The sequence below is a fragment of the Cyanobium sp. ATX 6F1 genome, assembly GCF_024346315.1.
Taxonomy (GTDB): Bacteria; Cyanobacteriota; Cyanobacteriia; order PCC-6307; family Cyanobiaceae; genus ATX-6F1.
Genome location: NZ_JAGQCS010000002.1, coordinates 152,835 through 170,862 on the forward strand (window position 1 = coordinate 152,835; position 18,028 = coordinate 170,862).

General features: G+C 65.2%; 26 protein-coding genes. 12 read left to right on the top strand and 14 right to left on the bottom strand.

All coding sequences use genetic code 11. From position 1 onward, the window contains the following. Nucleotide 1: 1 nt before the first annotated feature. The 4 genes from KBZ13_RS03510 to KBZ13_RS03525 form a co-directional block, all read right to left on the bottom strand. Nucleotides 2–877, bottom strand: a complete 876-nt coding sequence (locus KBZ13_RS03510) for a hypothetical protein (RefSeq protein ID WP_255006324.1) — start codon at nucleotides 875–877, stop codon at nucleotides 2–4. Continuing rightward, complete coding sequence (locus KBZ13_RS03515; RefSeq protein WP_255006325.1) at nucleotides 877–1,290, bottom strand: hypothetical protein; 414 nt, start codon at nucleotides 1,288–1,290, stop codon at nucleotides 877–879. The genes KBZ13_RS03510 and KBZ13_RS03515 overlap by 1 nt, the downstream gene beginning before the upstream one ends. Nucleotides 1,291–1,298: 8 nt before the next feature. Continuing rightward, the gene (locus KBZ13_RS03520) at nucleotides 1,299–2,558 is read right to left on the bottom strand and encodes a collagen-like protein (RefSeq protein WP_255006327.1); all 1,260 of its coding nucleotides are present in this window, start codon (nucleotides 2,556–2,558) and stop codon (nucleotides 1,299–1,301) included. A 182-nt stretch (nucleotides 2,559–2,740) separates the two neighbouring features. Then, complete coding sequence (locus KBZ13_RS03525; protein WP_255006329.1) at nucleotides 2,741–3,016, bottom strand: prevent-host-death protein; 276 nt, start codon at nucleotides 3,014–3,016, stop codon at nucleotides 2,741–2,743. 241 nt (nucleotides 3,017–3,257) lie between these two features. Between KBZ13_RS03525 and KBZ13_RS03530 the strand changes: the two genes are divergently transcribed. The 4 genes from KBZ13_RS03530 to vapB all read left to right on the top strand — a co-directional run bounded on the left by KBZ13_RS03530 (nucleotide 3,258) and on the right by vapB (nucleotide 5,352). Beyond that, a complete protein-coding gene (locus tag KBZ13_RS03530; RefSeq protein ID WP_255006331.1) occupies nucleotides 3,258–3,644 on the top strand; it encodes an MbcA/ParS/Xre antitoxin family protein in 387 nt (128 codons plus the stop codon). Nucleotides 3,645–3,649: 5 nt separating this feature from the next. Beyond that, a complete protein-coding gene (locus tag KBZ13_RS03535) occupies nucleotides 3,650–4,399 on the top strand; it encodes an RES family NAD+ phosphorylase (RefSeq protein ID WP_255006333.1) in 750 nt (249 codons plus the stop codon). Nucleotides 4,400–4,590: 191 nt separating this feature from the next. After that, nucleotides 4,591–4,935 (top strand): hypothetical protein, encoded by a 345-nt coding sequence (locus KBZ13_RS03540; RefSeq protein WP_255006334.1) that lies wholly within the window; start codon nucleotides 4,591–4,593, stop codon nucleotides 4,933–4,935. A gap of 180 nt (nucleotides 4,936–5,115) precedes the next feature. Further along, nucleotides 5,116–5,352, top strand: a complete 237-nt coding sequence (gene vapB / locus KBZ13_RS03545; protein ID WP_255006336.1) for a type II toxin-antitoxin system VapB family antitoxin — start codon at nucleotides 5,116–5,118, stop codon at nucleotides 5,350–5,352. Between the two features lie 29 nt (nucleotides 5,353–5,381). Here vapB and KBZ13_RS03550 read toward each other — a convergent pair whose 3' ends face one another. After that, the gene (locus tag KBZ13_RS03550; protein WP_255006338.1) at nucleotides 5,382–5,726 is read right to left on the bottom strand and encodes a type II toxin-antitoxin system PemK/MazF family toxin; all 345 of its coding nucleotides are present in this window, start codon (nucleotides 5,724–5,726) and stop codon (nucleotides 5,382–5,384) included. After that, the gene (locus KBZ13_RS03555) at nucleotides 5,723–5,950 is read right to left on the bottom strand and encodes a ribbon-helix-helix domain-containing protein (protein WP_255006339.1); all 228 of its coding nucleotides are present in this window, start codon (nucleotides 5,948–5,950) and stop codon (nucleotides 5,723–5,725) included. Before KBZ13_RS03555 ends, KBZ13_RS03550 begins: the two co-directional genes overlap by 4 nt. Before the next feature lie 220 nt (nucleotides 5,951–6,170). Here KBZ13_RS03555 and KBZ13_RS03560 point away from each other — a divergent pair, with 220 nt between their 5' ends. Beyond that, the gene (locus KBZ13_RS03560; RefSeq protein ID WP_255006341.1) at nucleotides 6,171–6,440 is read left to right on the top strand and encodes a type II toxin-antitoxin system ParD family antitoxin; all 270 of its coding nucleotides are present in this window, start codon (nucleotides 6,171–6,173) and stop codon (nucleotides 6,438–6,440) included. Between the two features lie 9 nt (nucleotides 6,441–6,449). Further along, nucleotides 6,450–6,749: a type II toxin-antitoxin system RelE/ParE family toxin gene (locus tag KBZ13_RS03565; protein WP_255006343.1), complete on the top strand. Its 300-nt coding sequence runs from the start codon at nucleotides 6,450–6,452 to the stop codon at nucleotides 6,747–6,749. Between the two features lie 45 nt (nucleotides 6,750–6,794). Here the strand turns inward: KBZ13_RS03565 and KBZ13_RS03570 are convergent, their stop codons facing one another. Further along, nucleotides 6,795–7,037, bottom strand: a complete 243-nt coding sequence (locus tag KBZ13_RS03570; RefSeq protein WP_255006345.1) for a type II toxin-antitoxin system Phd/YefM family antitoxin — start codon at nucleotides 7,035–7,037, stop codon at nucleotides 6,795–6,797. 83 nt (nucleotides 7,038–7,120) lie between these two features. Between KBZ13_RS03570 and KBZ13_RS03575 the strand changes: the two genes are divergently transcribed. Beyond that, nucleotides 7,121–7,681 (top strand): L,D-transpeptidase, encoded by a 561-nt coding sequence (locus KBZ13_RS03575; RefSeq protein ID WP_255006347.1) that lies wholly within the window; start codon nucleotides 7,121–7,123, stop codon nucleotides 7,679–7,681. A gap of 333 nt (nucleotides 7,682–8,014) precedes the next feature. Here KBZ13_RS03575 and KBZ13_RS03580 read toward each other — a convergent pair whose 3' ends face one another. Then, the gene (locus KBZ13_RS03580; RefSeq protein ID WP_255006348.1) at nucleotides 8,015–8,998 is read right to left on the bottom strand and encodes a GGDEF domain-containing protein; all 984 of its coding nucleotides are present in this window, start codon (nucleotides 8,996–8,998) and stop codon (nucleotides 8,015–8,017) included. A 1,170-nt stretch (nucleotides 8,999–10,168) separates the two neighbouring features. Between KBZ13_RS03580 and KBZ13_RS03585 the strand changes: the two genes are divergently transcribed. Continuing rightward, nucleotides 10,169–10,327 carry a hypothetical protein gene (locus KBZ13_RS03585; RefSeq protein WP_255006350.1) on the top strand — a complete coding sequence of 53 codons (159 nt, stop codon included), beginning with the start codon at nucleotides 10,169–10,171 and terminating at the stop codon, nucleotides 10,325–10,327. Between the two features lie 151 nt (nucleotides 10,328–10,478). After that, complete coding sequence (locus tag KBZ13_RS03590) at nucleotides 10,479–10,877, top strand: hypothetical protein (RefSeq protein WP_255006352.1); 399 nt, start codon at nucleotides 10,479–10,481, stop codon at nucleotides 10,875–10,877. Between the two features lie 230 nt (nucleotides 10,878–11,107). Here KBZ13_RS03590 and KBZ13_RS03595 read toward each other — a convergent pair whose 3' ends face one another. The 5 genes from KBZ13_RS03595 to KBZ13_RS03615 form a co-directional block, all read right to left on the bottom strand. Beyond that, the gene (locus KBZ13_RS03595) at nucleotides 11,108–11,908 is read right to left on the bottom strand and encodes a glycosyltransferase family 2 protein (protein WP_255006355.1); all 801 of its coding nucleotides are present in this window, start codon (nucleotides 11,906–11,908) and stop codon (nucleotides 11,108–11,110) included. A 366-nt stretch (nucleotides 11,909–12,274) separates the two neighbouring features. Further along, the gene (locus KBZ13_RS03600) at nucleotides 12,275–12,490 is read right to left on the bottom strand and encodes a Nif11-like leader peptide family natural product precursor (protein WP_255006357.1); all 216 of its coding nucleotides are present in this window, start codon (nucleotides 12,488–12,490) and stop codon (nucleotides 12,275–12,277) included. Nucleotides 12,491–12,571: 81 nt separating this feature from the next. Next, nucleotides 12,572–13,018: a TspO/MBR family protein gene (locus tag KBZ13_RS03605; RefSeq protein WP_255006369.1), complete on the bottom strand. Its 447-nt coding sequence runs from the start codon at nucleotides 13,016–13,018 to the stop codon at nucleotides 12,572–12,574. 56 nt (nucleotides 13,019–13,074) lie between these two features. Then, nucleotides 13,075–13,617 carry a thermonuclease family protein gene (locus KBZ13_RS03610; RefSeq protein ID WP_255006371.1) on the bottom strand — a complete coding sequence of 181 codons (543 nt, stop codon included), beginning with the start codon at nucleotides 13,615–13,617 and terminating at the stop codon, nucleotides 13,075–13,077. 6 nt (nucleotides 13,618–13,623) lie between these two features. After that, the gene (locus KBZ13_RS03615) at nucleotides 13,624–13,860 is read right to left on the bottom strand and encodes a hypothetical protein (RefSeq protein ID WP_255006373.1); all 237 of its coding nucleotides are present in this window, start codon (nucleotides 13,858–13,860) and stop codon (nucleotides 13,624–13,626) included. A gap of 112 nt (nucleotides 13,861–13,972) precedes the next feature. On the opposite strand from KBZ13_RS03615, the gene KBZ13_RS03620 reads away from it, so the two are divergent. After that, nucleotides 13,973–14,410 carry a VOC family protein gene (locus tag KBZ13_RS03620; protein WP_255006375.1) on the top strand — a complete coding sequence of 146 codons (438 nt, stop codon included), beginning with the start codon at nucleotides 13,973–13,975 and terminating at the stop codon, nucleotides 14,408–14,410. Nucleotides 14,411–14,440: 30 nt separating this feature from the next. On the opposite strand, the gene KBZ13_RS03625 is transcribed toward KBZ13_RS03620, so the two are convergent. Next, the gene (locus KBZ13_RS03625; protein WP_255006376.1) at nucleotides 14,441–15,430 is read right to left on the bottom strand and encodes a substrate-binding domain-containing protein; all 990 of its coding nucleotides are present in this window, start codon (nucleotides 15,428–15,430) and stop codon (nucleotides 14,441–14,443) included. Nucleotides 15,431–15,537: 107 nt separating this feature from the next. Here KBZ13_RS03625 and KBZ13_RS03630 point away from each other — a divergent pair, with 107 nt between their 5' ends. Together KBZ13_RS03630 and KBZ13_RS03635 are read left to right on the top strand one after the other, a co-directional pair. Then, nucleotides 15,538–17,256, top strand: a complete 1,719-nt coding sequence (locus KBZ13_RS03630) for a VWA domain-containing protein (protein WP_255006378.1) — start codon at nucleotides 15,538–15,540, stop codon at nucleotides 17,254–17,256. Then, a complete protein-coding gene (locus KBZ13_RS03635) occupies nucleotides 17,256–18,014 on the top strand; it encodes a hypothetical protein (protein ID WP_255006380.1) in 759 nt (252 codons plus the stop codon). The genes KBZ13_RS03630 and KBZ13_RS03635 overlap by 1 nt, the downstream gene beginning before the upstream one ends. Nucleotides 18,015–18,028 lie beyond the last annotated feature (14 nt).

Genomic DNA, 18,028 nt, shown 5'->3' on the forward strand with positions numbered 1-18,028 from the left:
TTCAGGTGGTGGGATTAACGACCCGCACCGCCAGGCGCGAGGGGCCGAGTTGCAGCCATTCGCTGCCGTCAGCCGCCTTGAAATAGCCGAGGTTGGAGAAGGTGCGGTTGTAGATCGCCAGGTCCTCCGGCAACACCACCGGATCCCACCACTGCACCGGCGGCAGTGGCACCACGTAGCCCACACCAGGCGTGATCGGGATCCACTGCGCTGGCCGGCTGAGCACAAACGGCGGGCCACTGCTGAACCATTCCTGGCGGAAGCCCCCAGACAGCAGCAGCTGCGGCAGGTTGCGGCTCCAGGCCACCGTGTTGATCACAGCGGCCATGTCGGTGTTCGAGAGGTGCCAGTCGCCGGTGGTGACGTCCTTGGCGATCAGCAGCGGCAGGGCCTGACGGTTGGAGAAGCTGTGCTGAGAGAGGCTAAAAGCAAAGAACTCCTGGCCCGGTTTCAGGCTCCAGGCCGTCGCCGCCCCAATCGGGCAGGGCTGATTCAGCGTGGCCAGCGTGTTCGTTGTGCCCCGGCCACCAGAGAGCAGCCCGTGGCTGCCGAGGCCGCCAGCGGGGTTATGGCCCAAGGCCAGCCCCACATGCGTGCTCACCGCCGCCGTGGTCGTGTTCATCACCCACTGGCTCATCAGCTCCACCGGCGAGCCGAGGTTCTGAGCCGTGAGCCGTGCCCGGATCGTCCAGCCGAGGAACCCGGGCGCCCCCGCGCTGTTGGTGAGCAGGGTCAGCAGCTGGCCGAGGTTCTGAGAATTGGCCGCACTGGTCCAGGTGGCCAGCTCCATGTCCACCTGCGCCGCCATCACGCTCAGCGCACCCAAGGCGTTTGGCTCGTCACCACGGCGCGAAAGATCGCGGATCGTTGCCGCCATCAGGACGGCACCGTGTCGTGCTCGATCAGGGCCCGCACCGTCACCGTCGCCGCATGGGCCACGTTCAGCGCAGTCCTGATCCGAGCGAAGAGCCGCGCCCGCAGCGGCGACTCGCCGTTGGAGTAGGTGGAGCCCGGTGCGGGCAGCAGCCACGGGATCACGCCATCGAAGCTCAGATCCAGCAGCACCCCCGCCGAGAGCGGCGGATCCTCCACGATCGGCCGCGCCGTATCAGCGTTCCGCGCTTGCGCGCTCGCATAGAAGGTGATCCAGGCGGCGATGTCACAGCCCACCGCCAGGAAACGGCCATCAGTGCCCAGCTCCACGAAGGTCAGATCCAGCACCGACGGGGCGGTGACAGTCGCCGTGACCCGCTGCTCCTCCACGCGCCGAGGCGTGTCGATCCTCGCCACCCAACCCATCAGGGCACCACAGGGATCTTGCGGATGGCGCGGGTGGTCTGGCTGAAGGTCTTGCTGATCGGCCCCCAGGAGCCGTAATACCAGTCCTGGCAGATCGCCGTGGTGGCTTGATCCTCAGTCGAGGTCCACATGTTCCCCTCGAAGAACGCCTGAGCACCACCGATCTGAAACAGCGGGAACGCACTCTGCGGCGGGATCGACAGGCTGTAGTTCGCCGTGGTCACCGGCACCGCGTAAGCATTGGCGCCGAACCCTCCAGTGTTGCCGTCGGTGTTGTCGGGTTTGAACTTGCGGTACAGGATCTCCAGCTCGTAGAGCGCCGGCACATACCAGTCGCTATAGCCGCCGATCGTGAGCGCCCGCGCCCACTGGGCAGCAGGGTGGCCGGCATCGTTGGCAGCGTTGCTGTTGGCAAGGCCATCGAACGTGCTGCTCGCCCCGGCCGTGGCCGTGTTGGCGGTTTTGAGCACCTTGAGAGCCTGACCGGTGGCCTTGGGCGCAATGATCAGCGCATGGGTGGCCACCCCATTCGCCGTAGCCGAGATCAGCCCGCCGTAGTAGCCGCCCTCGAGGGCGCCGCCGATCGCCGGCAGGTTGGCCACTGGAGTGCCAGCCGTGACCGTCAGCTTGTAGACGGTCCCCGAGACCGTGTCGAGGTACATGTCCCCGTCGATCTGGCCGGGGATGTTGGCCGGCGGCGGCCCGCTGCCCACAAACCAGCCCGTGCCACGGGTGCCCACCGCGCCAGCGGCGCCAGCCGCGCCGGCCGGGCCCTGGAGGCCCGCTGCTCCAGCCGCGCCAGCCGGGCCCTGGGGTCCAACGGCGCCAGCCGGTCCCTGCGGGCCGGCGGCTCCAGCGGGCCCCGTCGCACCAGCCGGGCCCTGGATTGCGCCTGCATTGACCCAGACGTTGCCGGTGGCGTCCCAGGAGTAGAGGGTGTCGCCCTCGTCCTGAACGATGTAGGCGTCACCCTGCTGCCGGTTCGAGGTCGGCAGCGCCGAGTAGGTGGCAACCGTGCCCTTGAGGTTGATGCCAGTGCCGGCCGCGCCTTGCGGGCCGGCCGGGCCGGACGGGCCGACTGCGCCTGCCGTTCCAGCCGGCCCCTGCGGGCCGGTGCTGCCGGCTGCACCGGCGGTGCCGGGTGTGCCCTGCGGGCCTGATGGCCCTTGCGGGCCGGCTGACCCGGGTGCGCCGGCCGCTCCAGCTGGACCAGGGCTGCCCTGCGGGCCAAGCAGCGAGCCAGTTGAACTCCAGGGCATCGAGGGCGGGCCGAATCACGTCACCAGCTATTGCCATGGGCAAGCCTGGAGGGTGGTGAGTCAGTCGCGGGGATCGCTGATTCGAGAGCCGATTCGTCCACGAGCTGAACGGTCCACATCAATCACTGAAACGCCTCAGGTCAAGATGCTGGCGTCGAGCACCAGGCGCTTGCGCACCTTGCTCACGCCTTCTTCCTGGCGCCCCGGGTCTGCCGCTGACGCCACCCCTTGAAGTCAGTGGCCAAGTCTTCTTCAGAGAGGCCGAGGCGCAGAAGCTCAGCCTGCATCTGACGGCTGGCCTCGATCAGCTGCTCCCGTTCGCTGAGATCAGGGTGCTGCGGCAGTGGAACGTAGAGGCCGATCGTGCGGCCGTGGCGGGTCACCTCGATCGGCGTCGAGGTTTCCAGATGAGAGGAGAGCTGTGCCCTGAGCTCCCGGATGCCCACACGGCTCGCCATCGCCAACCTCCAATTCAATGTGTACATACTCTGGAGGCTGATCGGCTTTCCTCCGTGTTCGCGGCGGTGCAAGGGAGATGGCAGGCCCAGCCGCTTGGCCTGGCTCTGCCAGTGACCAGAAGCAGCGCTCAGCTTCTGCCGTTTCGGGCTGATCTGGGTGGCCTTGGGCGGTGAAGCAGAAGCATGATGCCTGTCGATTTTGACTCAAGAGGGCTAGGTTTGATGCAAATGCATCAGATCTATGCCCCTTGTTGATCGCTCGCCACCAGTCGCCGCCTCAGCGGATCCGCTCACCGACGCCCAGCTTCTGCTCCAGGCGGTGGTGCGGGCTGCGGAAGAACTGGATCTGAGCCGCTTCGCCCTGGCGCGGGTGCTGGGACGTGACCGTTCGCTCTTTGGCCGTGGCAAAGGGATTGACCCGCTCTCCAAGACCGGCGAGCTGGCGCTGTTAGTGGTGCGTCTTTATCGCAGCCTGGCGGTGCTGGTGGGCAACGACCCTGCTCAGATGCGCCACTGGTTTCATACCGCCAACCGCCACACCGGCGGCGTCCCGGCCGAGCAGGTGCAGCGCACCGAGGCGCTGGTGGAGATCGTGCAGTACCTCGATGCCATGCGCGCCAGGATCTGAGCGCGATGGATCTGCTCGCCATCGCCCAGGCCGCCGCGGTTGTGCCCTTGAAGGGAACGGTGCTGCGGCTGGTGCAGCCGCAGGGCATCGACACGCTTGGCCCCCTGGTGGATGACCTCGAGCAGCTGGCGCGTCTGGAGGCCCTGGTGGAAACCAGCAAGCCCCCGTTGCCCTCCTTCTCACAGCGCACTCCCAGTCATCCACTGCTCACCACCCCGTTCCGCTATCCCCCCCTGCCCCATGGTTCGCGCTTTGGAGGGCGGGAGCACAGGGGGATGTTTTATGGCTCCCGCAGCCGCTCTGGATCGCTGGTGGAAGGGGCTTACTACGCCCTGCTGTTCTGGGAGGGCCAAGTGGAATCCCCCGCTGAACCGATTCGCCGCCGCCAAGCCCTGTTCTCGGTGGAGATCGACACCAGCCGCGGACTGCAGCTGCAGAAGCTTGCCGTCGCCGGCGCCCAGGCCGCACTGCGCGACCCGCGTCACTACGGAGCCAGCCAACGGCTGGGGGACTGGATGCGTGAGGCCGCCATCGAGGCGTTTGAGTACCTCAGCGCCCGCTCCAGAGAGCCGTTGGTCCAGGTGGGGGTGTTCACCCCGGCGGCCCTCGGCTCCCCGCCCTTTGATCAGGTGGAGATCACCTGCGAGATCTGCGCTGATCACGCCTCCTTCTTGAGCCATGACGATGGGCGGATCCATCGCTATGCCAGGGAGTTGTTTCTGGTCGATGGGGAGCTGCCGCAGGCGGCCAACTGAACCCGGCGCTCAAGCCGGTCCTGTTTAGGCCAGGAGGCCGTATGAAGGTAATCGGCCATACCCCAATGTCACCGTCAATGGCCGCGACGTGAAACCCCTGGCCCAAAAGGGTTGGGGCTCAGGGGATCCGCAGTGTCCACGGCGGGGCAAGGGCGGCGCGAGTCGCTGACGCGACCCTTGCCCTCGCCGTGGTGGCCCTGCGTGTCCATCGACCACTCGGCATGTCCATCCATCTTCTGCTGATCTCCCGCGAGGAGCGTCCGAGCCACGCCTTCTCGCGCATCCGCCTGGTCATCGCGCCCACGCCAGATCTCGATCACACCCTGCTGAGTTGCGTGGTCGGGTGTCCGCCAGAGGAGCTGGAATTCACGCGAGTGGGCCCTGTTGAAGTGGCCCATGGCGGCCAGTGGGCCAAGAAACGCCAGCTCGATTCCCTGCACTGGCCGTTCCTCGATCAGCCCGCATCGATGGCACCCTCGCCGTCGCCCTGCAGCGGGGCTCATCCGGGGCCGGAAAGGCGCTACTCGATCTGCTGATCGAGGCCGGAGTCAAAACCACCGGGGAAGTTCCGCGCTGGCTGCTGCGCAATCGGGAGATCGTGCTGCGCATCCTGGCCTCCTGATCCAGCTCCCGCCAGGCTGCGGCCGGGCTTCTCTTGCTGACTCCTGCGGGACAAGCCACCCAGAGACAGACTCGCTGGAGATCCAGCCGGTTCGATGCGCTCTGTCACCAAGTTGTTCATGAGCCACCGCAGCCAGGCCGTCCGCCTCCCGGCCCATCTGCGGTTTCCCGACTCCGTCCAGGAGGTGGAGGTCCGTGCCTGCGGCCAGGAGCGGATCATTGCGCCGCTCGGCCGCAGCTGGGACAGCTTCTTCCTGGGTGGTCCGACAGTGACAGGCGACTTTCTGGCGGAGCGGGCTGCTCAGCATCAAGGCGAACGGGAGTTGTTCTGATTCGTCGATGGCCTCAAGTGGCGGCCACCTCAGGGGAGTTCCAGCCAGCCCCGTAGGGCCAGATCCAGGTCAATCAGCAGCTGGGGCTCCAGTTGCCCCACCACCTTGCCGAGGGAGCTGATCGGCACGCTGAACAGCTTGTCGACCATCAGCTGGGATGGCTTTTGCAGGCCGTTGCGTGCTGTTGGCTGCACGGGAAGCCGGACGAGGGGCGCCTCCACCAGGGTGCTGGTGAGCGGGCAGAGGGTGACGCTGGGATGGGCCTGCAGCCAGCGGTCGGCCTGGACCACCACCGCTGGTCTGGGTTCGCCGGAGTACACCCCCGGACTGGCCACGGTCACAACGGTGCCGCGGCGGAGCTCAGGCAGGCTCACGCGGTCCAGTCGCTCCAGTCGGGCATCTGTTCGCTCCAGTGCTGTTGAGGTTCCCGTTCGGCCAGCCGCTCGGACTGCCGGCGGGCTTCCTCGCCATCGCCATGGCGCATCAGGTATTGGGCAATGGCGTCTCGCACGCAGGCGCTGCGGCTCTTGCCGAGCTGCCGGGCCAGCTGATCGAGCTGCCGCTCGAGTTCCGGCTCCACCCGCACCCCGATCGCCATGATCCCCTGCTGTTGAACGATTTGTTCTACAGCGTAGGGGGGATGGCGGCTCCCGGGCCAGCAGGTTTCGATCGATCCGCAGCTGCTGGCGCTGCTGACCAGACAGGGCGTCTCCCGTCGTCGGCCCGGAGGCGTTGCTCGCCGTGGCAAAGATTGACAGTCTTTGCCAGGATCCTTAGGCTCGAAATCTTGAGAGTGGTCCCTGGACGTCGTCATGACCATGAATGTCAGCCTCTCGCCTCAGCTCGAAGCCATGGTGAAGTCCAAGGTCGCCTCTGGCCTCTACACCTCCGCCAGCGAGGTCGTCCGCGAAGCCCTCAGGCTCATGGAGCAACAGGACCAGCTGCATTCTCTCAAGCTCCAGCAACTGCGACACGACATCCAGGAAGGCTTCAGTAGCGGGAAGCCGACCTCCTGGAATGCGGAGGAGATCAAGCAGGACGGACGCAGGCGCAAGGCGTCCCGCAGCACCGTCGCCCAGGGCGCGTGATCCGTCCAGGTGATTGTTCTCCAACCCCGCGCCAGGGCTGATCTAGCTGAAATCTGGGAGTTCATCGCCGAGGACAGCGACGCCCATGCCGATGCGTTCATCGATGTGATCGACCAGAAGTTTCAGGTGCTGGCGCAACAGCCCGGCATCGGCCGACGAAGGGACGAGCTTGCCGATGGTCTGCGCAGCTTTCCGGTGGGCAGTTACGTCATCTTCTATCTCAACGTTCCCGATGGGGTGCAGATCGTGCGGGTTCTGCATGGGGCCCGTGACCTGGAAACCACCTTCTGTGAGACAGCACCGGAATGAATGACGGAGGAACCATTCCTGCAGGGACTTTGAACGGCTCCTGGATCACCAGCCTGGCAGCTCGTGCAGGTCCGCCACTGGTGTGGCCAACCCATCGAGGATCGACTCGCGCATCCCCGGGATCGAAACCAGGTGCAGGGTTTCCTGGATGGCATTCCAGTCGGCCTCCGAGAGCAGCACGGCATTGCCGCGCTTGCCGGTGATCTGCACCGGCTCGTGTGTGTCGCCGACCTCATCGATGAGGGCATACAGCCGCTTGCGGGCTTCTGTCGCGGAAATGCTGGCCACCAGAGCAGAGCGTCAGGCACGTATGTCGAACCGTACCGCTGGCGGACCTGGCAATGGGTTGGACCCGAGACCCCCTTGCCGCCATGGCCACCCCAATGACCCCAGAGCGGTTCCAGGACCGCTGGGAAGCCTTCAAGGATGAGCCCCAGCAGGTGTCCGGGGTCTGGGGCCTCTACGACGCGATCAAGCAAGCCGACACAGGCGGTGTGATTCTCAGTGAGCAAGCCCCCTGGGCGCTCAAGTTCAGCGAGAAGCCACCGGCTCCCCCAACTCCCAGCGGAGGTCTCGATCCCCGTGGTGATGAAGAGGCCGGACTCGCCGGACCCAAGATCGCCGCACCGGTCAAACCAGGCGATTCCTATCTGCTCGTTAACGACCGGGACCAGGACATGGAGGCCTACGACCACTCCGGTGCCTTCCTGTGGAAGGTGCCGTGTCTGGCGCGGGGCCAGGGGGCTGACAACGACTGGAAACACACCAACACCGACACCCCGCCGGGGCTGTATCGGCTCGGCCAGCTCTATCCCGACTACGAGCAAAACCCCAGCCCGGCCTGCAGCGATACCGCCATGTCCTACGGCTGGTACAGCTTCGATCTGATGGAGCTGGAAAACCAGGAGGTCAAGGTCTTCCAGGAGCCCTGAGCCCGTGGAGCAGCGGCCGATCAACCGCGAGCTGTCCGGCGACAATCAGGTTGACGGCGGCTAAGGGGCTCGACGCTAGACAGTCGACACCGGGGACATCCTCTGGGAGGGCTGCCTGTGTCGCTCCGCTGTGCTGCTCCATCCGAGCGTGGAGCTCTGGGACTGGCTGGCGGCCGGACTGCCCTGGCAGGGAGCTGCCGGGGTACCAGCCGCCGATGTGAGTGGCCCCGTGGCCGCTGCTGCTGACGGGGCTTGGGTCGGTGGGGACAGTGGGCGACAATCTCGACCCGTTCGCCATCAAGCCGCTGAATCCATGTTGACAGGTGCTTTGCTCTAAACCAGGACGATTTGGTGCTCCAAACCACTGTTCTTAGCTTCCAACAAGGCCCGCTCTGCGCGATCCAACAACTCCTTGAACTTTCGGTCAGTCGGTGTCAGCTCGGCCAATCCACTGCTGGCTTGGGCGCCCAAATGGCTGACGCTGAAGATCCAGGGCAGGCGAGTGATGGCATACCGAATAATCTCAGACCGCTCTAATGCTTCGTCCTGTTCGCAGTCAACCATCAGGATTGCAAATTCATCAGCATGAATGCGTCCGATCAGATCATTCTGACGCTGGTTTGAGAGGAAAACCTCTGCCACATCACACAACAGCTCGTCTCCAATCTGATGGCCCCAACTGTTGTTTATTCTGGCAAAGTGATCGATATCGATCAATAGCAAGGCCATTGGCTTGCCGCTTTCGAGTGAACGGTTCAACTCTCGCTGCCCCAGCTCCATGAAACTCATCTTGTTGGCGAGTCCCGTGAGCGGGCACAGCATCGCCTGACGACGAAGATCCATTTCGCGAACCACCAAGTCGGCAAGATCTTGCAGGACACTCACCTGGTCTGCGCTGAAGGTGCGCGGCACCCGGTCAATCACGCAAAGTGTGCCGAGGTTGTGCCCATCAGAGGACTCCAAAGGTGCGCCGGCATAAAAGCGAATACCAGGCTCTCCGATCACCAAAGGGTTGTTGCAGAAACGGAGATCGCTTCTCGCATCATTCACCACCAACGGCTCACTACCAACGATGGCATGGGCACAGAAAGCCATCTCACGCGGGGTTTCAGTCGCATCTAGACCATGACGCGCAAGGAACCACTGGCGTTGATGATCGATCAGAGAAATTAGTGCAATGGGCGCATCCAGAACTGTGGAAGCCAGTCGAACCAAGCGGTCAAAGTTCTGGTCGCTCGGCTGATCAAGCACCCCGTAGCGCTCAAGATCACGCTGACGGTATGGCTCGTCTCGAGGCAGCGGATAATCAGGGTACAACTGGTTTCGCCCCAACAATTCTCACCCTAGATCGACCGCACGAGCACTTCGCAGCTGTATCCCCCGTGTCTTGATTCTTAGCAGTGCCAGGCCAACACGTTGCACTGGCTGAACAAGAGGTGCGCACTCCCCCAGAGCTCGAGAGTCAACGCCTACCAAGCGCCCCCAGCCCCATGACTCGCCTTGCACGTATTCGCCCTACACCAAACTGCAGTGAACGACTCCACCTGATGGACCTGAGCCGTTATCGACGTGTGCAGTAAGGGGCCGACGAGGGCCCGCACGGCTTAGCGCCCATGGGATCTGGGGTACCTCGAAGCCCACCCTGATGGACTGGGACTTCAGACGTTGGCACGCGGGATGGGGGCTGCTGATGGCAGCAGGTGAAGCCCAGTGCCATTGCGGTCGAGCGGGAATAGCCATGACTGACCGTTCTTCGATCGACCTTGCGAACCGCTGCCCTGACTTTGATCGCACTCATCTGTGCGACCTCGGTGACGATGCCTGCCTCAGCGAAGGTGCTCGCTGAAGGCGCTTGACAGTGCTGGAGGCTTCTACTGGCAAAAGCTAAAGAAGGCGGATAAGTCGATCCAGTACACCTGCCGCAAAAGGGTGAATCAGCGATCCAGAAGGACGCGAAGTACAACTGTGCCAAGGCCGCCAAACCCTGAGCCGGGGGAACGCCAGCTACCTGCGCTTGTGGTTCCGAGTAACTGTTGTCCTTCAATCCTTGTGCTATTCGATTCTGAACTGGCTGAGATAGGCGTTCCTCCAAACGTTCCAAACTGTTGGTTGCCCGTGACGAAGCGCTCAACCCATGTCTCTGGCAAGGAGCATGCTTCAGTGCGTAGCCCGTCTGAAGACGGCCTCTAACTGGACATCTCCGAACCTTTACCTATCCTTGCCGCAAGTCCAACCTGATCCGTGCCGATGGCACAACGAGCGTCCGGACGTTTGATTCCTCGGCGATACCTGCGTTATCCAGTCCCATCCAGGCTGCACGTGGTCGCTCAATTCAATCTGCTTCCCAATCATGTGCATCTGGGCCGTCTCAGGGACATCAGCGTGATCGGAGCCTGTCTGGCCCTGGCGGGGCGGCAGCGAATCCCCACCCACTCCGAGGGTCTGGTGGTGATCCACAGTCCAGAAGCCGAGGGATAACAACTCAGCATGCTCGCCCAGGTCTGCTGGTCAGCGCCGACCAATGACCTGACCCTTCTCGGTGTGGAGTTCACGGAGGGGCCACTGGCGGCGGGCAGCTTCCTCGATACCTTCATCACCGGTGCCTGGGTGAATGGCCAGCAGGAGAGCCATGAGGAGTCGACTTGAGGATCGACTGCCCCTGGCTGAGTGGTGCCACCAGGTTGTTCATGCCTTCTGCCGGCTGGTTGAGCTGATCGGACATCACCTTTAGCGCTCCTGGATGGGCATGGACCCGCCGCCGTGGTGCCAGGGTGGAGTTTGATGCGAGGCAGTCCCCATGGCCGATGCGCCCTATCTCGTCTGCCTCGCGCTCGTCGAGCAGGAAGGCCGCCGGCTGCTCCCCTTGGCCGGCAAATCCCAGAAGAACGCCACCGCAGCTGGCGACGCCCCTGGCGCCGAAGCCAGAAGCCTTGTCCTGGAACTCCTGATCAGGCTGTGGCAGCGCAGCGATCAAGGGGCGATCGCCCGGGCCTGCGCAGAGGACAGCCTGTTGCTGCTGGAACTTCCCCTGGAGTGGATGAGCAGTGAACTGCCGTCCCTGAAAGCGGCCTGGATCAACGGCGGGTCCACGGAGTCCCTGCTGAACAGCCTTCAGGAACAAATGCTTCAGGGATGGCGCATTTCCATCGCAAAGTATGAGGAACCCCGCTTCAGCGCCTGGCCGCAGAAGATCTAGCCAAGACCGTTGTTGGTGGCCATGTCTGAACATCTGCTCAACACCCCAAGGCCTTGACGACCTCATCGATTGGAGCGCTCAACCAAGCAGCGCAGACTCCGCTGTGGGCTGCGTCAATCGCGCGGACGGACAAGACGCGAGGAATGATCTTCATCCCTGTGCCAGGCGCATCAGCGGAACCTGCCATCGCATGGATCCAGCAATTCCATCCCTGGCAGGTCTGCGCAGAATCACACAACAGCCAGACCGCTCATGATGGTCTGCTGACCTTGCTCAATCTGGCGCACATCCATGGAGGCAAGAGCAGCCCATGGCGCACTGTCAATCTGGGCCTGGGAGAGAATTCGCTCACCCCGTTCCCAGGCGCTTCTGCGTGAGAGAAGTTCCAAGTCGTCAAACCAGGTCGTTTTTGTCATCTGCCCACCATGGAGCCGAATGTGATAAACATGGGCTTCAATCACAATGCCTGGTGCCATGCAGGTCACCGCCATCATCATGCCAATATCTTCACCTTGAGGTAACCCCATCCAACCGCCGGCTCGCTTCAGGAGGTTGGCTTCCACGAGCAAGGTTGTTGGACCCAATGGGATGCTGGCCTTCGGTGTTGGCCAGGCACGCCAGATATCCCCAGGGGAACTGGGGCCTGCGGGGACAATTCTAGGATCTGTCTTGTAATCGTCCGTACAATACCCAGCGGACCAAAGTACCCCATGCCGACCCCGGATCGCATCCAATCGTTGGTCAATCGAGTGTGGATAGAGCCAGTCATCATCATCGGCACTGGTGATCCACTCACCCCGTGCCATGACCAAGCCTAGATTGCGCGCCGCGGCTTGGCCGATTGGACGTTCCGTCGCAACAACCGTGGCGCCCTCGCAAATCCCAGCAGGGAGTTTGTCCCGACTGGCGCCATCAATGACGATGACATGTTCAACCGAGCCATCATTGTTCTTCAGGCTCTGATTCAACTCCACCAACATGCTGAGTCGATCTGGCAGCAGCCTGGTTGGAGTGATCACACTGACAGTCATCCAGTCACCTGAGATGCACTGCTTTGTGTTGAATGCAAATACCGTTTGCCTTGCTTATCTCTGGACTTCACGGTTGACCCTTTCATCTGTTTCAGCAAACGTTCACAGGCGCAAATAGGATGAATGAGCTCGCCTGTATTAAAGAGTGCATAAATAGACTAGCCGTACGCTGGCAGCCACGGGATCTCATCAAGAGATCCCCTCTCTATCTCGAGTTCCATGCTCCCTTGCCTGCTTGATTCGCAGGTATTGCCATAGAATCCCAGCCAGGCAAACGTAGCGTTTCCGTGCCGGTTCACAGGATCAATGGGCAACGCATCGGCACAGATCCGATCGAAGATCTTCCTTGGGGCTCCACGGGAAGTTTCAGCTGTATTCGCCTGGGACATCCTGCTTGATGATCGTCACCCGCCCAATCTTCTGGCCTGAGGCGCGCAGCAGTTCATCGCCGGAGAACTGGTAACCCAAGGGGGCCGCGATCTGAGCCACATCGTCCGCGGTTGAGGCGGCCATCACCTGCTGGCGCAGGGCTGGATCGTCCTGCACAAGGGCCAGGAAGTCCTTCAGCTGCTGGTGGGCCATGGCCCCTCGCCCGATCAAGTGGTTCAAGCATCGCGCAGCACAGGGACTCCTCCGGTCCTGCATCAGCTGCAGCGCTCAGGCTCACCGGTTCAGACGCTGCATGCGCCAGGTCACGAAGGTACCGATCGGGCTCCAGAGCAGATAGGGAACCAGCAGCCACCAACCTGGCCCGCTCACATCAGCTACCGCAATCGTGAGCGCCACACCCCAAGCCCAGCCGGCCGCCGCCAGCAGCGTTCCGTTGCGCAGGCTGCGGGTTCTGACGATCACCAGGGTGTAGCTCTGCACCAGCACGAGCAGCAGCAGGTAGCCAACCATCAACGGGGCGCTGCCACTGGCGTTCCAGCTCAGCAGGGCCGAGGCATAAAAACAGCCATAGATGCCGATCCAGATCAGCGGGATGAAGCGCTCAAAGGTCAGCCAGGCCGGCCGCCTGAGCCGGATGAACCACTGGAATTCATCGCGGCTGGGGTTGAGGCTGAAGGCCACACCCCCCATCACCACCAGGATCAGCAGGGCCGCCAGCACCGTTCAAGCGAAATCAAGACCCTCAGCCTGACGCACCCGGGGGCCCGTGGGTGTGCTCATGGCAGCCCGACATCAGAGATCTCCCTGCTGAAGCGGCCCCAGCGCACCTCCCAGGGCCGGGGAATGCCGCCGGGACGCTCCCACACCCCGAAGCGGTGTCGGCTCGCCCGGAACTCCGCCTCGAGGTAGTCCTGCTGGTTGCAGGCCGCGAGGTACCTCCGGTAGGTAAAGGCCTGGCCGTCCTCCACCATCGCCAGGCCCAGATTGACCTCAGCGATCACCTCGGCCACGGTGCGGCCGTAGCGATCAACCGTCTGGGGAAGCAGGCGCACGCGGCTGCCGATCCGCAGCCGCGTGCGCAGGTATTGGCGAGAGCGCTCGCCGTAGGGATGCTGGGAGAGTTCGGGCGCATCAATGCAGGCCAGGCGCACGCTGATCGGCCGGCCGCCTTGGAGTACGCGGAGGCTGTCTCCATCACCGATCGAGAGCACGGTGGCGGGCACCTGCTCCTGAGCCTGCAGAGGCCATGACCCGCCCGGGCCCAGGACCGGGGCCAGGGCCAGCGCAGCGAGCAGGGTGGGCAGACGAGGCAGCGCCAAGGGGGCTCAGGCCAGGGCGCTCTTGCGGCGTTGCAGGGCAGCCAGGAGCGCCACCACACCAAGCGCCCCGCCGGCGGCCAGGAACACCAGGGTCTGGAGCAGCAGGAGGAACAATCCCAGGGCCGAGGCGGCCTTGATCTGGATCCTGGACTTGAGCAACAGGGTGAGCAGCACCAGAACGGTGGCCTTCAGGCCGGCCACCTGGGCCGCGACCAGCGGGCAGAAGGGAGAGGGCAACACCATGTCGTCGGAGCTTTAGGCCCATGCTGGCGGGCGAGGGCGCTGCCTGCGGTTTCAAGCGGGTTTAGGCGCAAAAGCCTCAAAGGGCGCTCCAGGGCGCTGCCAGCAAGCCTGGGTGGCGATCACCCATCCTGGAGATCCGACCACCGCAGCACGCTTGATCGATTCAGGGCCCCCAGGTGCAGCGCTTGTGCTGGCGGCCGACGATCCCGCCGCACTCGCCGGCTTCTACGGCGAGCTGCTGCTGGTGAAAGCGCTGCCGGGCTGGGGCCCTGGCCACTGGCGGCTGCCCTGGCCGCCGGGCGGCTGGCTGGAGATCTACGCCCCCTCGCGCTCGCGCCCCCAGCCCAGGCAACCCGGCCGCCTATCCCTTTGCCTGCAACGAACCGCCAGCCAAGACGATGCCCTCTCGGTGCTCACGGCCTGGATCGCAGCCGCGATCGCAGCCGGCGCCAGCGGGGCGGAACCACCCCGGCTTGAAGCCTTCGGCGCCGAGGCCTGGCTGCGGGACCCCGAGGGCAACCGGCTGCTGCTGCTGGTGCGGGTGCCCTGAGCGCCCCCTGGCCGCCGCCGACTGATTGCCTCAGCCCGCCTGCTGCCAGAGCCGCAGCAGCTCATCGCGTTGGGCCGGCGTCGGTGGCGGCAGGCGCTTCGCCCGTTCGCCCAGGGCGCTGCCTCCCCGGCCGTTCGCCCGGCGAAAGCCGCGGGAAGCCAGCAGATCCTGGCCTTCCGCGCCGCCCAGGTAGGCCACAAAGCGTGCCCCATCGGCCTGGCGCCCCTGGCCCGCACCGCGCAGCACCGCCGCCGCCAGCACCGTCTCGATCGTGGGATCGGGCACCAGCACCTGGTAGCCACCGGGGCGCACTCGGGCGGCCTCCGGCTGCCGGGCCAGGGCCGAGGCCTCGTAGACCATCGCCAGATCCCCCTCGTTGGGTCCGCCGCTGATGAACTCCTTGAGCAGGATGTCGGTGGAGCGGGCCGGCCGGTACAGGGCCCTCCGCAGGCTTTCGACGCAGCCGGGCCTCGCCTCGCCCTCGCACCAGAGCGCCAAAGTCAGCTGGCCGGAATTGGAGCGCAGCGGATCGGTGGCGCGCAGGTCGAAACTGCCCCAGGCTGGCGGAGCCCCGAGGGCCTTCCACTGGCCGGCGGCGACGGCCTGGCGCAGGCGGCTCCAGCTGAAGCGGCCAGCGGGGAACAGCCGCTGGGCCCGCTGGGGCCAGACCACGGCCACCAGCAGGGTGCGGGCCACGGTTCGAGGAACCTCTGCAAACGGGCTGGCTTCCCCGCGAGCCTGCGCCGCCTCGGCCAACGCCGTCAGGTGGTCGCGGCTGGCGGGGATCAGCACCCGGGCCCGCTCCGGCCCGCCATCGAGCCAGCGGTTCACCATCTCCTGGGACCCCTGCACCTGCCATTCCAGGTCGATGTCGCTGTGTTGGCGCTCGAAGGCGGGCTCCAGCGCCTCCATGGCCGGCGCCAGTTCGGAGCCGATCGCCACCAGCAGGGGGCGCCTGAGCCCCGGCAGGGGTGCGGCCGCCAGCACCACGGCCACGGCGGCGAACGACAGCGAGATCATGCGCCTGCGCCGGAGGGTCGCCTGCACAGCCACGGTCACAAGGTCGAACCAGTCTGACCGCTGGAGCGCGAATCGCCCCACAATGGGTCTGTCGATGGGCAACCTCCATGGCCCGGCCCCTGCCGCAGGCCCTCTGCGCCTCCCTGCTGCTGAGCCTGGCGGGTTGCTCCTTCTGGTCTCCTCCCCCCCTGGAGTTGGAGATGCTGGTGGGCAGCGCCCTCAAGGGCTTCTGCCAGAGCGCAGCGGCGGCGATCGCCAAGGACCCACCCCAGCTCCCCGACCGCACCCCCGTGCTGCTGCGCTGCCGTTCCGCCGGCAGTGGCGATGTGGTGCAGCAGATCGAAGACCAGGCCCGGGGCGTGCTCCAGGGCGGCGGCGCGGCGGATGATCCGCGTATTCCCACCCTGCTCTCGGTGGACGGGGAGATCTACCTGGAGCTGCTGCGTCACCGGCTGCAGCGGCTGGCCCCGACCCGGGAGCTGATCCCCTTGCCCGCCGACGCCCCCGCTTTGGCGTCGAGCCCGATGGTGTTGATGACCACGCCTGAGCTGGCGAAGGGTCTGAACCGCCCTGACCCCTTCACCGCCCTGGCCCGCAGCAGCGACCACCACCAGCTCGACCCCAGCGGCCCCTTCCAGCCGATCCGCTTTGTGCACACCGCCCCGACCCGCTCCAACTCCGGCCTGCAGACGGTGGTGGCGATGGTGGCCGAGGCGTCCGGCAAGCGGCCTGAACAGCTCACGGTTGCCGATGTGCGTGCCCACGCCGATCAGTTGGCGGCGATCGAGCGCCATGTCACCCGTTACGGCAGCTCCACCGATGAACTCGCCCGGGCGATGCAGCGCAACGGGGTGTTCTGGGCCTCGGTGGGGGCGGTGTACGAATCCTCGGTGGTGGGGGTGAACAGCCGCCGCGGCCCCGACCAGGAGGCGATGAAGGCCGTCTACCCGCGTGCCATCTATGCCAGCACGATGCGGGTGATCCTGCCCAATGCCCCTTGGGTGTCGGCGAAGGAAAAACAGGCGGCCCTGTTGCTGATCGAACGGCTCCAACAACCGGCGATCCAGCAGTTGGCGGCCGCCGAGGGCCTCAGGCCCGCCAATCCCGCCGTGCCCGCCAGCCGCGTCACCCCCGCCCTGGGCGCCGATCCGGGCGCCGTCTACGACTCCCTGCGGGCACCGAAACCAGAGGTGGTCGAGGCGATCATCCAGGTGTGGCGGGATCTGGCCAAGAAGCCGTCGCGGGTGGCCCTGGTGGTGGACAGCTCCGGCTCGATGAAGGGGGAAAAACTGGCGGCCGCCCAGCGCAGCCTGCAGGCCTACCTGGCCCAGATCGGCCCCCGGGACACGGTTGGACTGTTTGATTTCGATGCCAGCCTGCGCCCTCCAGTAGTGGTGCGCGGGGGCGCAGCCGCCTCCGGCAGCGGTGCTGCGGGCAGCGTTACTGCAGGCAGTGGGTCACAGGGCAGCCAGTTCGTGAGCTCTCTGCAGGCCGAAGGTGGCACCCGCCTCTACGACGCCGTGAATCAGGGACGCGACTGGCTGCTGAGTAGCCGTAAGCCCGGTGAAATCCTGGCGGTGGTGGTGCTCACCGATGGCCAGGACAACGGCTCAACTCTGCCCCTGGAGAACCTGATCAGCGCGCTCAAACAAAGTGGCTTCGGCGCCGATGAACGCATCGCCGTGTTCACGATCGGCTACGGCAACACAGGTGATTTCGATGGCGACGTGCTCAAGCGCATCGCCCTGGGCAACGGCGGTGAATTTGCCACCGGCACGCCCGAAAGCATCCGCAAACGGATGGAAGACCTGCAGTTGGCCTTCTGATGGCACGCCTGCCGGCCTGGATCGATCCCCTCGATGAACCCCTGGCGGTCGCCGCCGCTGGCCTGCTGCTGGTGGCCGTGGTGAGGCTCGGCTGGCTGGCCCTGGGGCCGGGGTTGCTGCTGGGCCTGGGGGCCGCCCTGCTGCTGGCGGCCCTGGGCCGATCCCTGCGGCGGCGCCCCAGCCAGGGCCAGCGGCTGCACGATCGTCGGGTGGAGGCCGGCATCGATGCGGCCCTGCTGCGGGCCAGCGAGCTGGCGGCCCAGGCAGAGACCCTCAGGCTGCAGGCGATCGAGCGCTTCACCGCGACGGTTCAACTCGAGGGACTGGGCCGCGTGCAACTCTGCTGCGAGCGCCTCGCGGCCCTGCCCCAGAGGTTGGAGAGCCGCCGCCCGCTGCTCCAGTCCGGTGGCGGCGTGCTGCTCTCCACAGATGATCTCTCCCTGCGCCTGCGCAGCGAGCAACAGGCCTTGACGCGTGACGCCGACGGGCCCCTGCGCCAGGAACGCCGGCGCCTCGTGGATCAACTCAGCCGCAACCTCAGCGCCGCCCACCAGGGGATGGACGAGCGCGAGGCCCGGCTGCTGGCCCTTGCCACCCGCCTGGAGGCGATCGACGGGGGGCTGCAACAGCTTCAGCGCCAGATCGATCGCGAGTGGAACTCCGAGGAAGCGAGCGGCGCGGCCCTGACTGCGGCGATCGATCCACTCGACGAGGCCCTCGATCAGATCGAGCGGCTCCTGGAGGCGGGAAGGGCCTGATCCTCCTGCAGGAA

Coding starts and splice junctions, on each gene's coding strand:
- KBZ13_RS03510 (WP_255006324.1), bottom strand. CDS start 877: ATGGCGGCAACGATCCGCGATCTTTCGCGCCGTGGTGACGAGCCAAAC.
- KBZ13_RS03520 (WP_255006327.1), bottom strand. CDS start 2,558: ATGCCCTGGAGTTCAACTGGCTCGCTGCTTGGCCCGCAGGGCAGCCCT.
- KBZ13_RS03525 (WP_255006329.1), bottom strand. CDS start 3,016: ATGGCGAGCCGTGTGGGCATCCGGGAGCTCAGGGCACAGCTCTCCTCT.
- KBZ13_RS03530 (WP_255006331.1), top strand. CDS start 3,258: ATGCCCCTTGTTGATCGCTCGCCACCAGTCGCCGCCTCAGCGGATCCG.
- KBZ13_RS03535 (WP_255006333.1), top strand. CDS start 3,650: ATGGATCTGCTCGCCATCGCCCAGGCCGCCGCGGTTGTGCCCTTGAAG.
- vapB (WP_255006336.1), top strand. CDS start 5,116: ATGCGCTCTGTCACCAAGTTGTTCATGAGCCACCGCAGCCAGGCCGTC.
- KBZ13_RS03555 (WP_255006339.1), bottom strand. CDS start 5,950: ATGGCGATCGGGGTGCGGGTGGAGCCGGAACTCGAGCGGCAGCTCGAT.
- KBZ13_RS03560 (WP_255006341.1), top strand. CDS start 6,171: ATGAATGTCAGCCTCTCGCCTCAGCTCGAAGCCATGGTGAAGTCCAAG.
- KBZ13_RS03575 (WP_255006347.1), top strand. CDS start 7,121: ATGGCCACCCCAATGACCCCAGAGCGGTTCCAGGACCGCTGGGAAGCC.
- KBZ13_RS03585 (WP_255006350.1), top strand. CDS start 10,169: ATGCTCGCCCAGGTCTGCTGGTCAGCGCCGACCAATGACCTGACCCTT.
- KBZ13_RS03590 (WP_255006352.1), top strand. CDS start 10,479: ATGGCCGATGCGCCCTATCTCGTCTGCCTCGCGCTCGTCGAGCAGGAA.
- KBZ13_RS03595 (WP_255006355.1), bottom strand. CDS start 11,908: ATGACTGTCAGTGTGATCACTCCAACCAGGCTGCTGCCAGATCGACTC.
- KBZ13_RS03600 (WP_255006357.1), bottom strand. CDS start 12,490: ATGGCCCACCAGCAGCTGAAGGACTTCCTGGCCCTTGTGCAGGACGAT.
- KBZ13_RS03615 (WP_255006373.1), bottom strand. CDS start 13,860: ATGGTGTTGCCCTCTCCCTTCTGCCCGCTGGTCGCGGCCCAGGTGGCC.
- KBZ13_RS03625 (WP_255006376.1), bottom strand. CDS start 15,430: ATGATCTCGCTGTCGTTCGCCGCCGTGGCCGTGGTGCTGGCGGCCGCA.
- KBZ13_RS03630 (WP_255006378.1), top strand. CDS start 15,538: ATGGCCCGGCCCCTGCCGCAGGCCCTCTGCGCCTCCCTGCTGCTGAGC.
- KBZ13_RS03635 (WP_255006380.1), top strand. CDS start 17,256: ATGGCACGCCTGCCGGCCTGGATCGATCCCCTCGATGAACCCCTGGCG.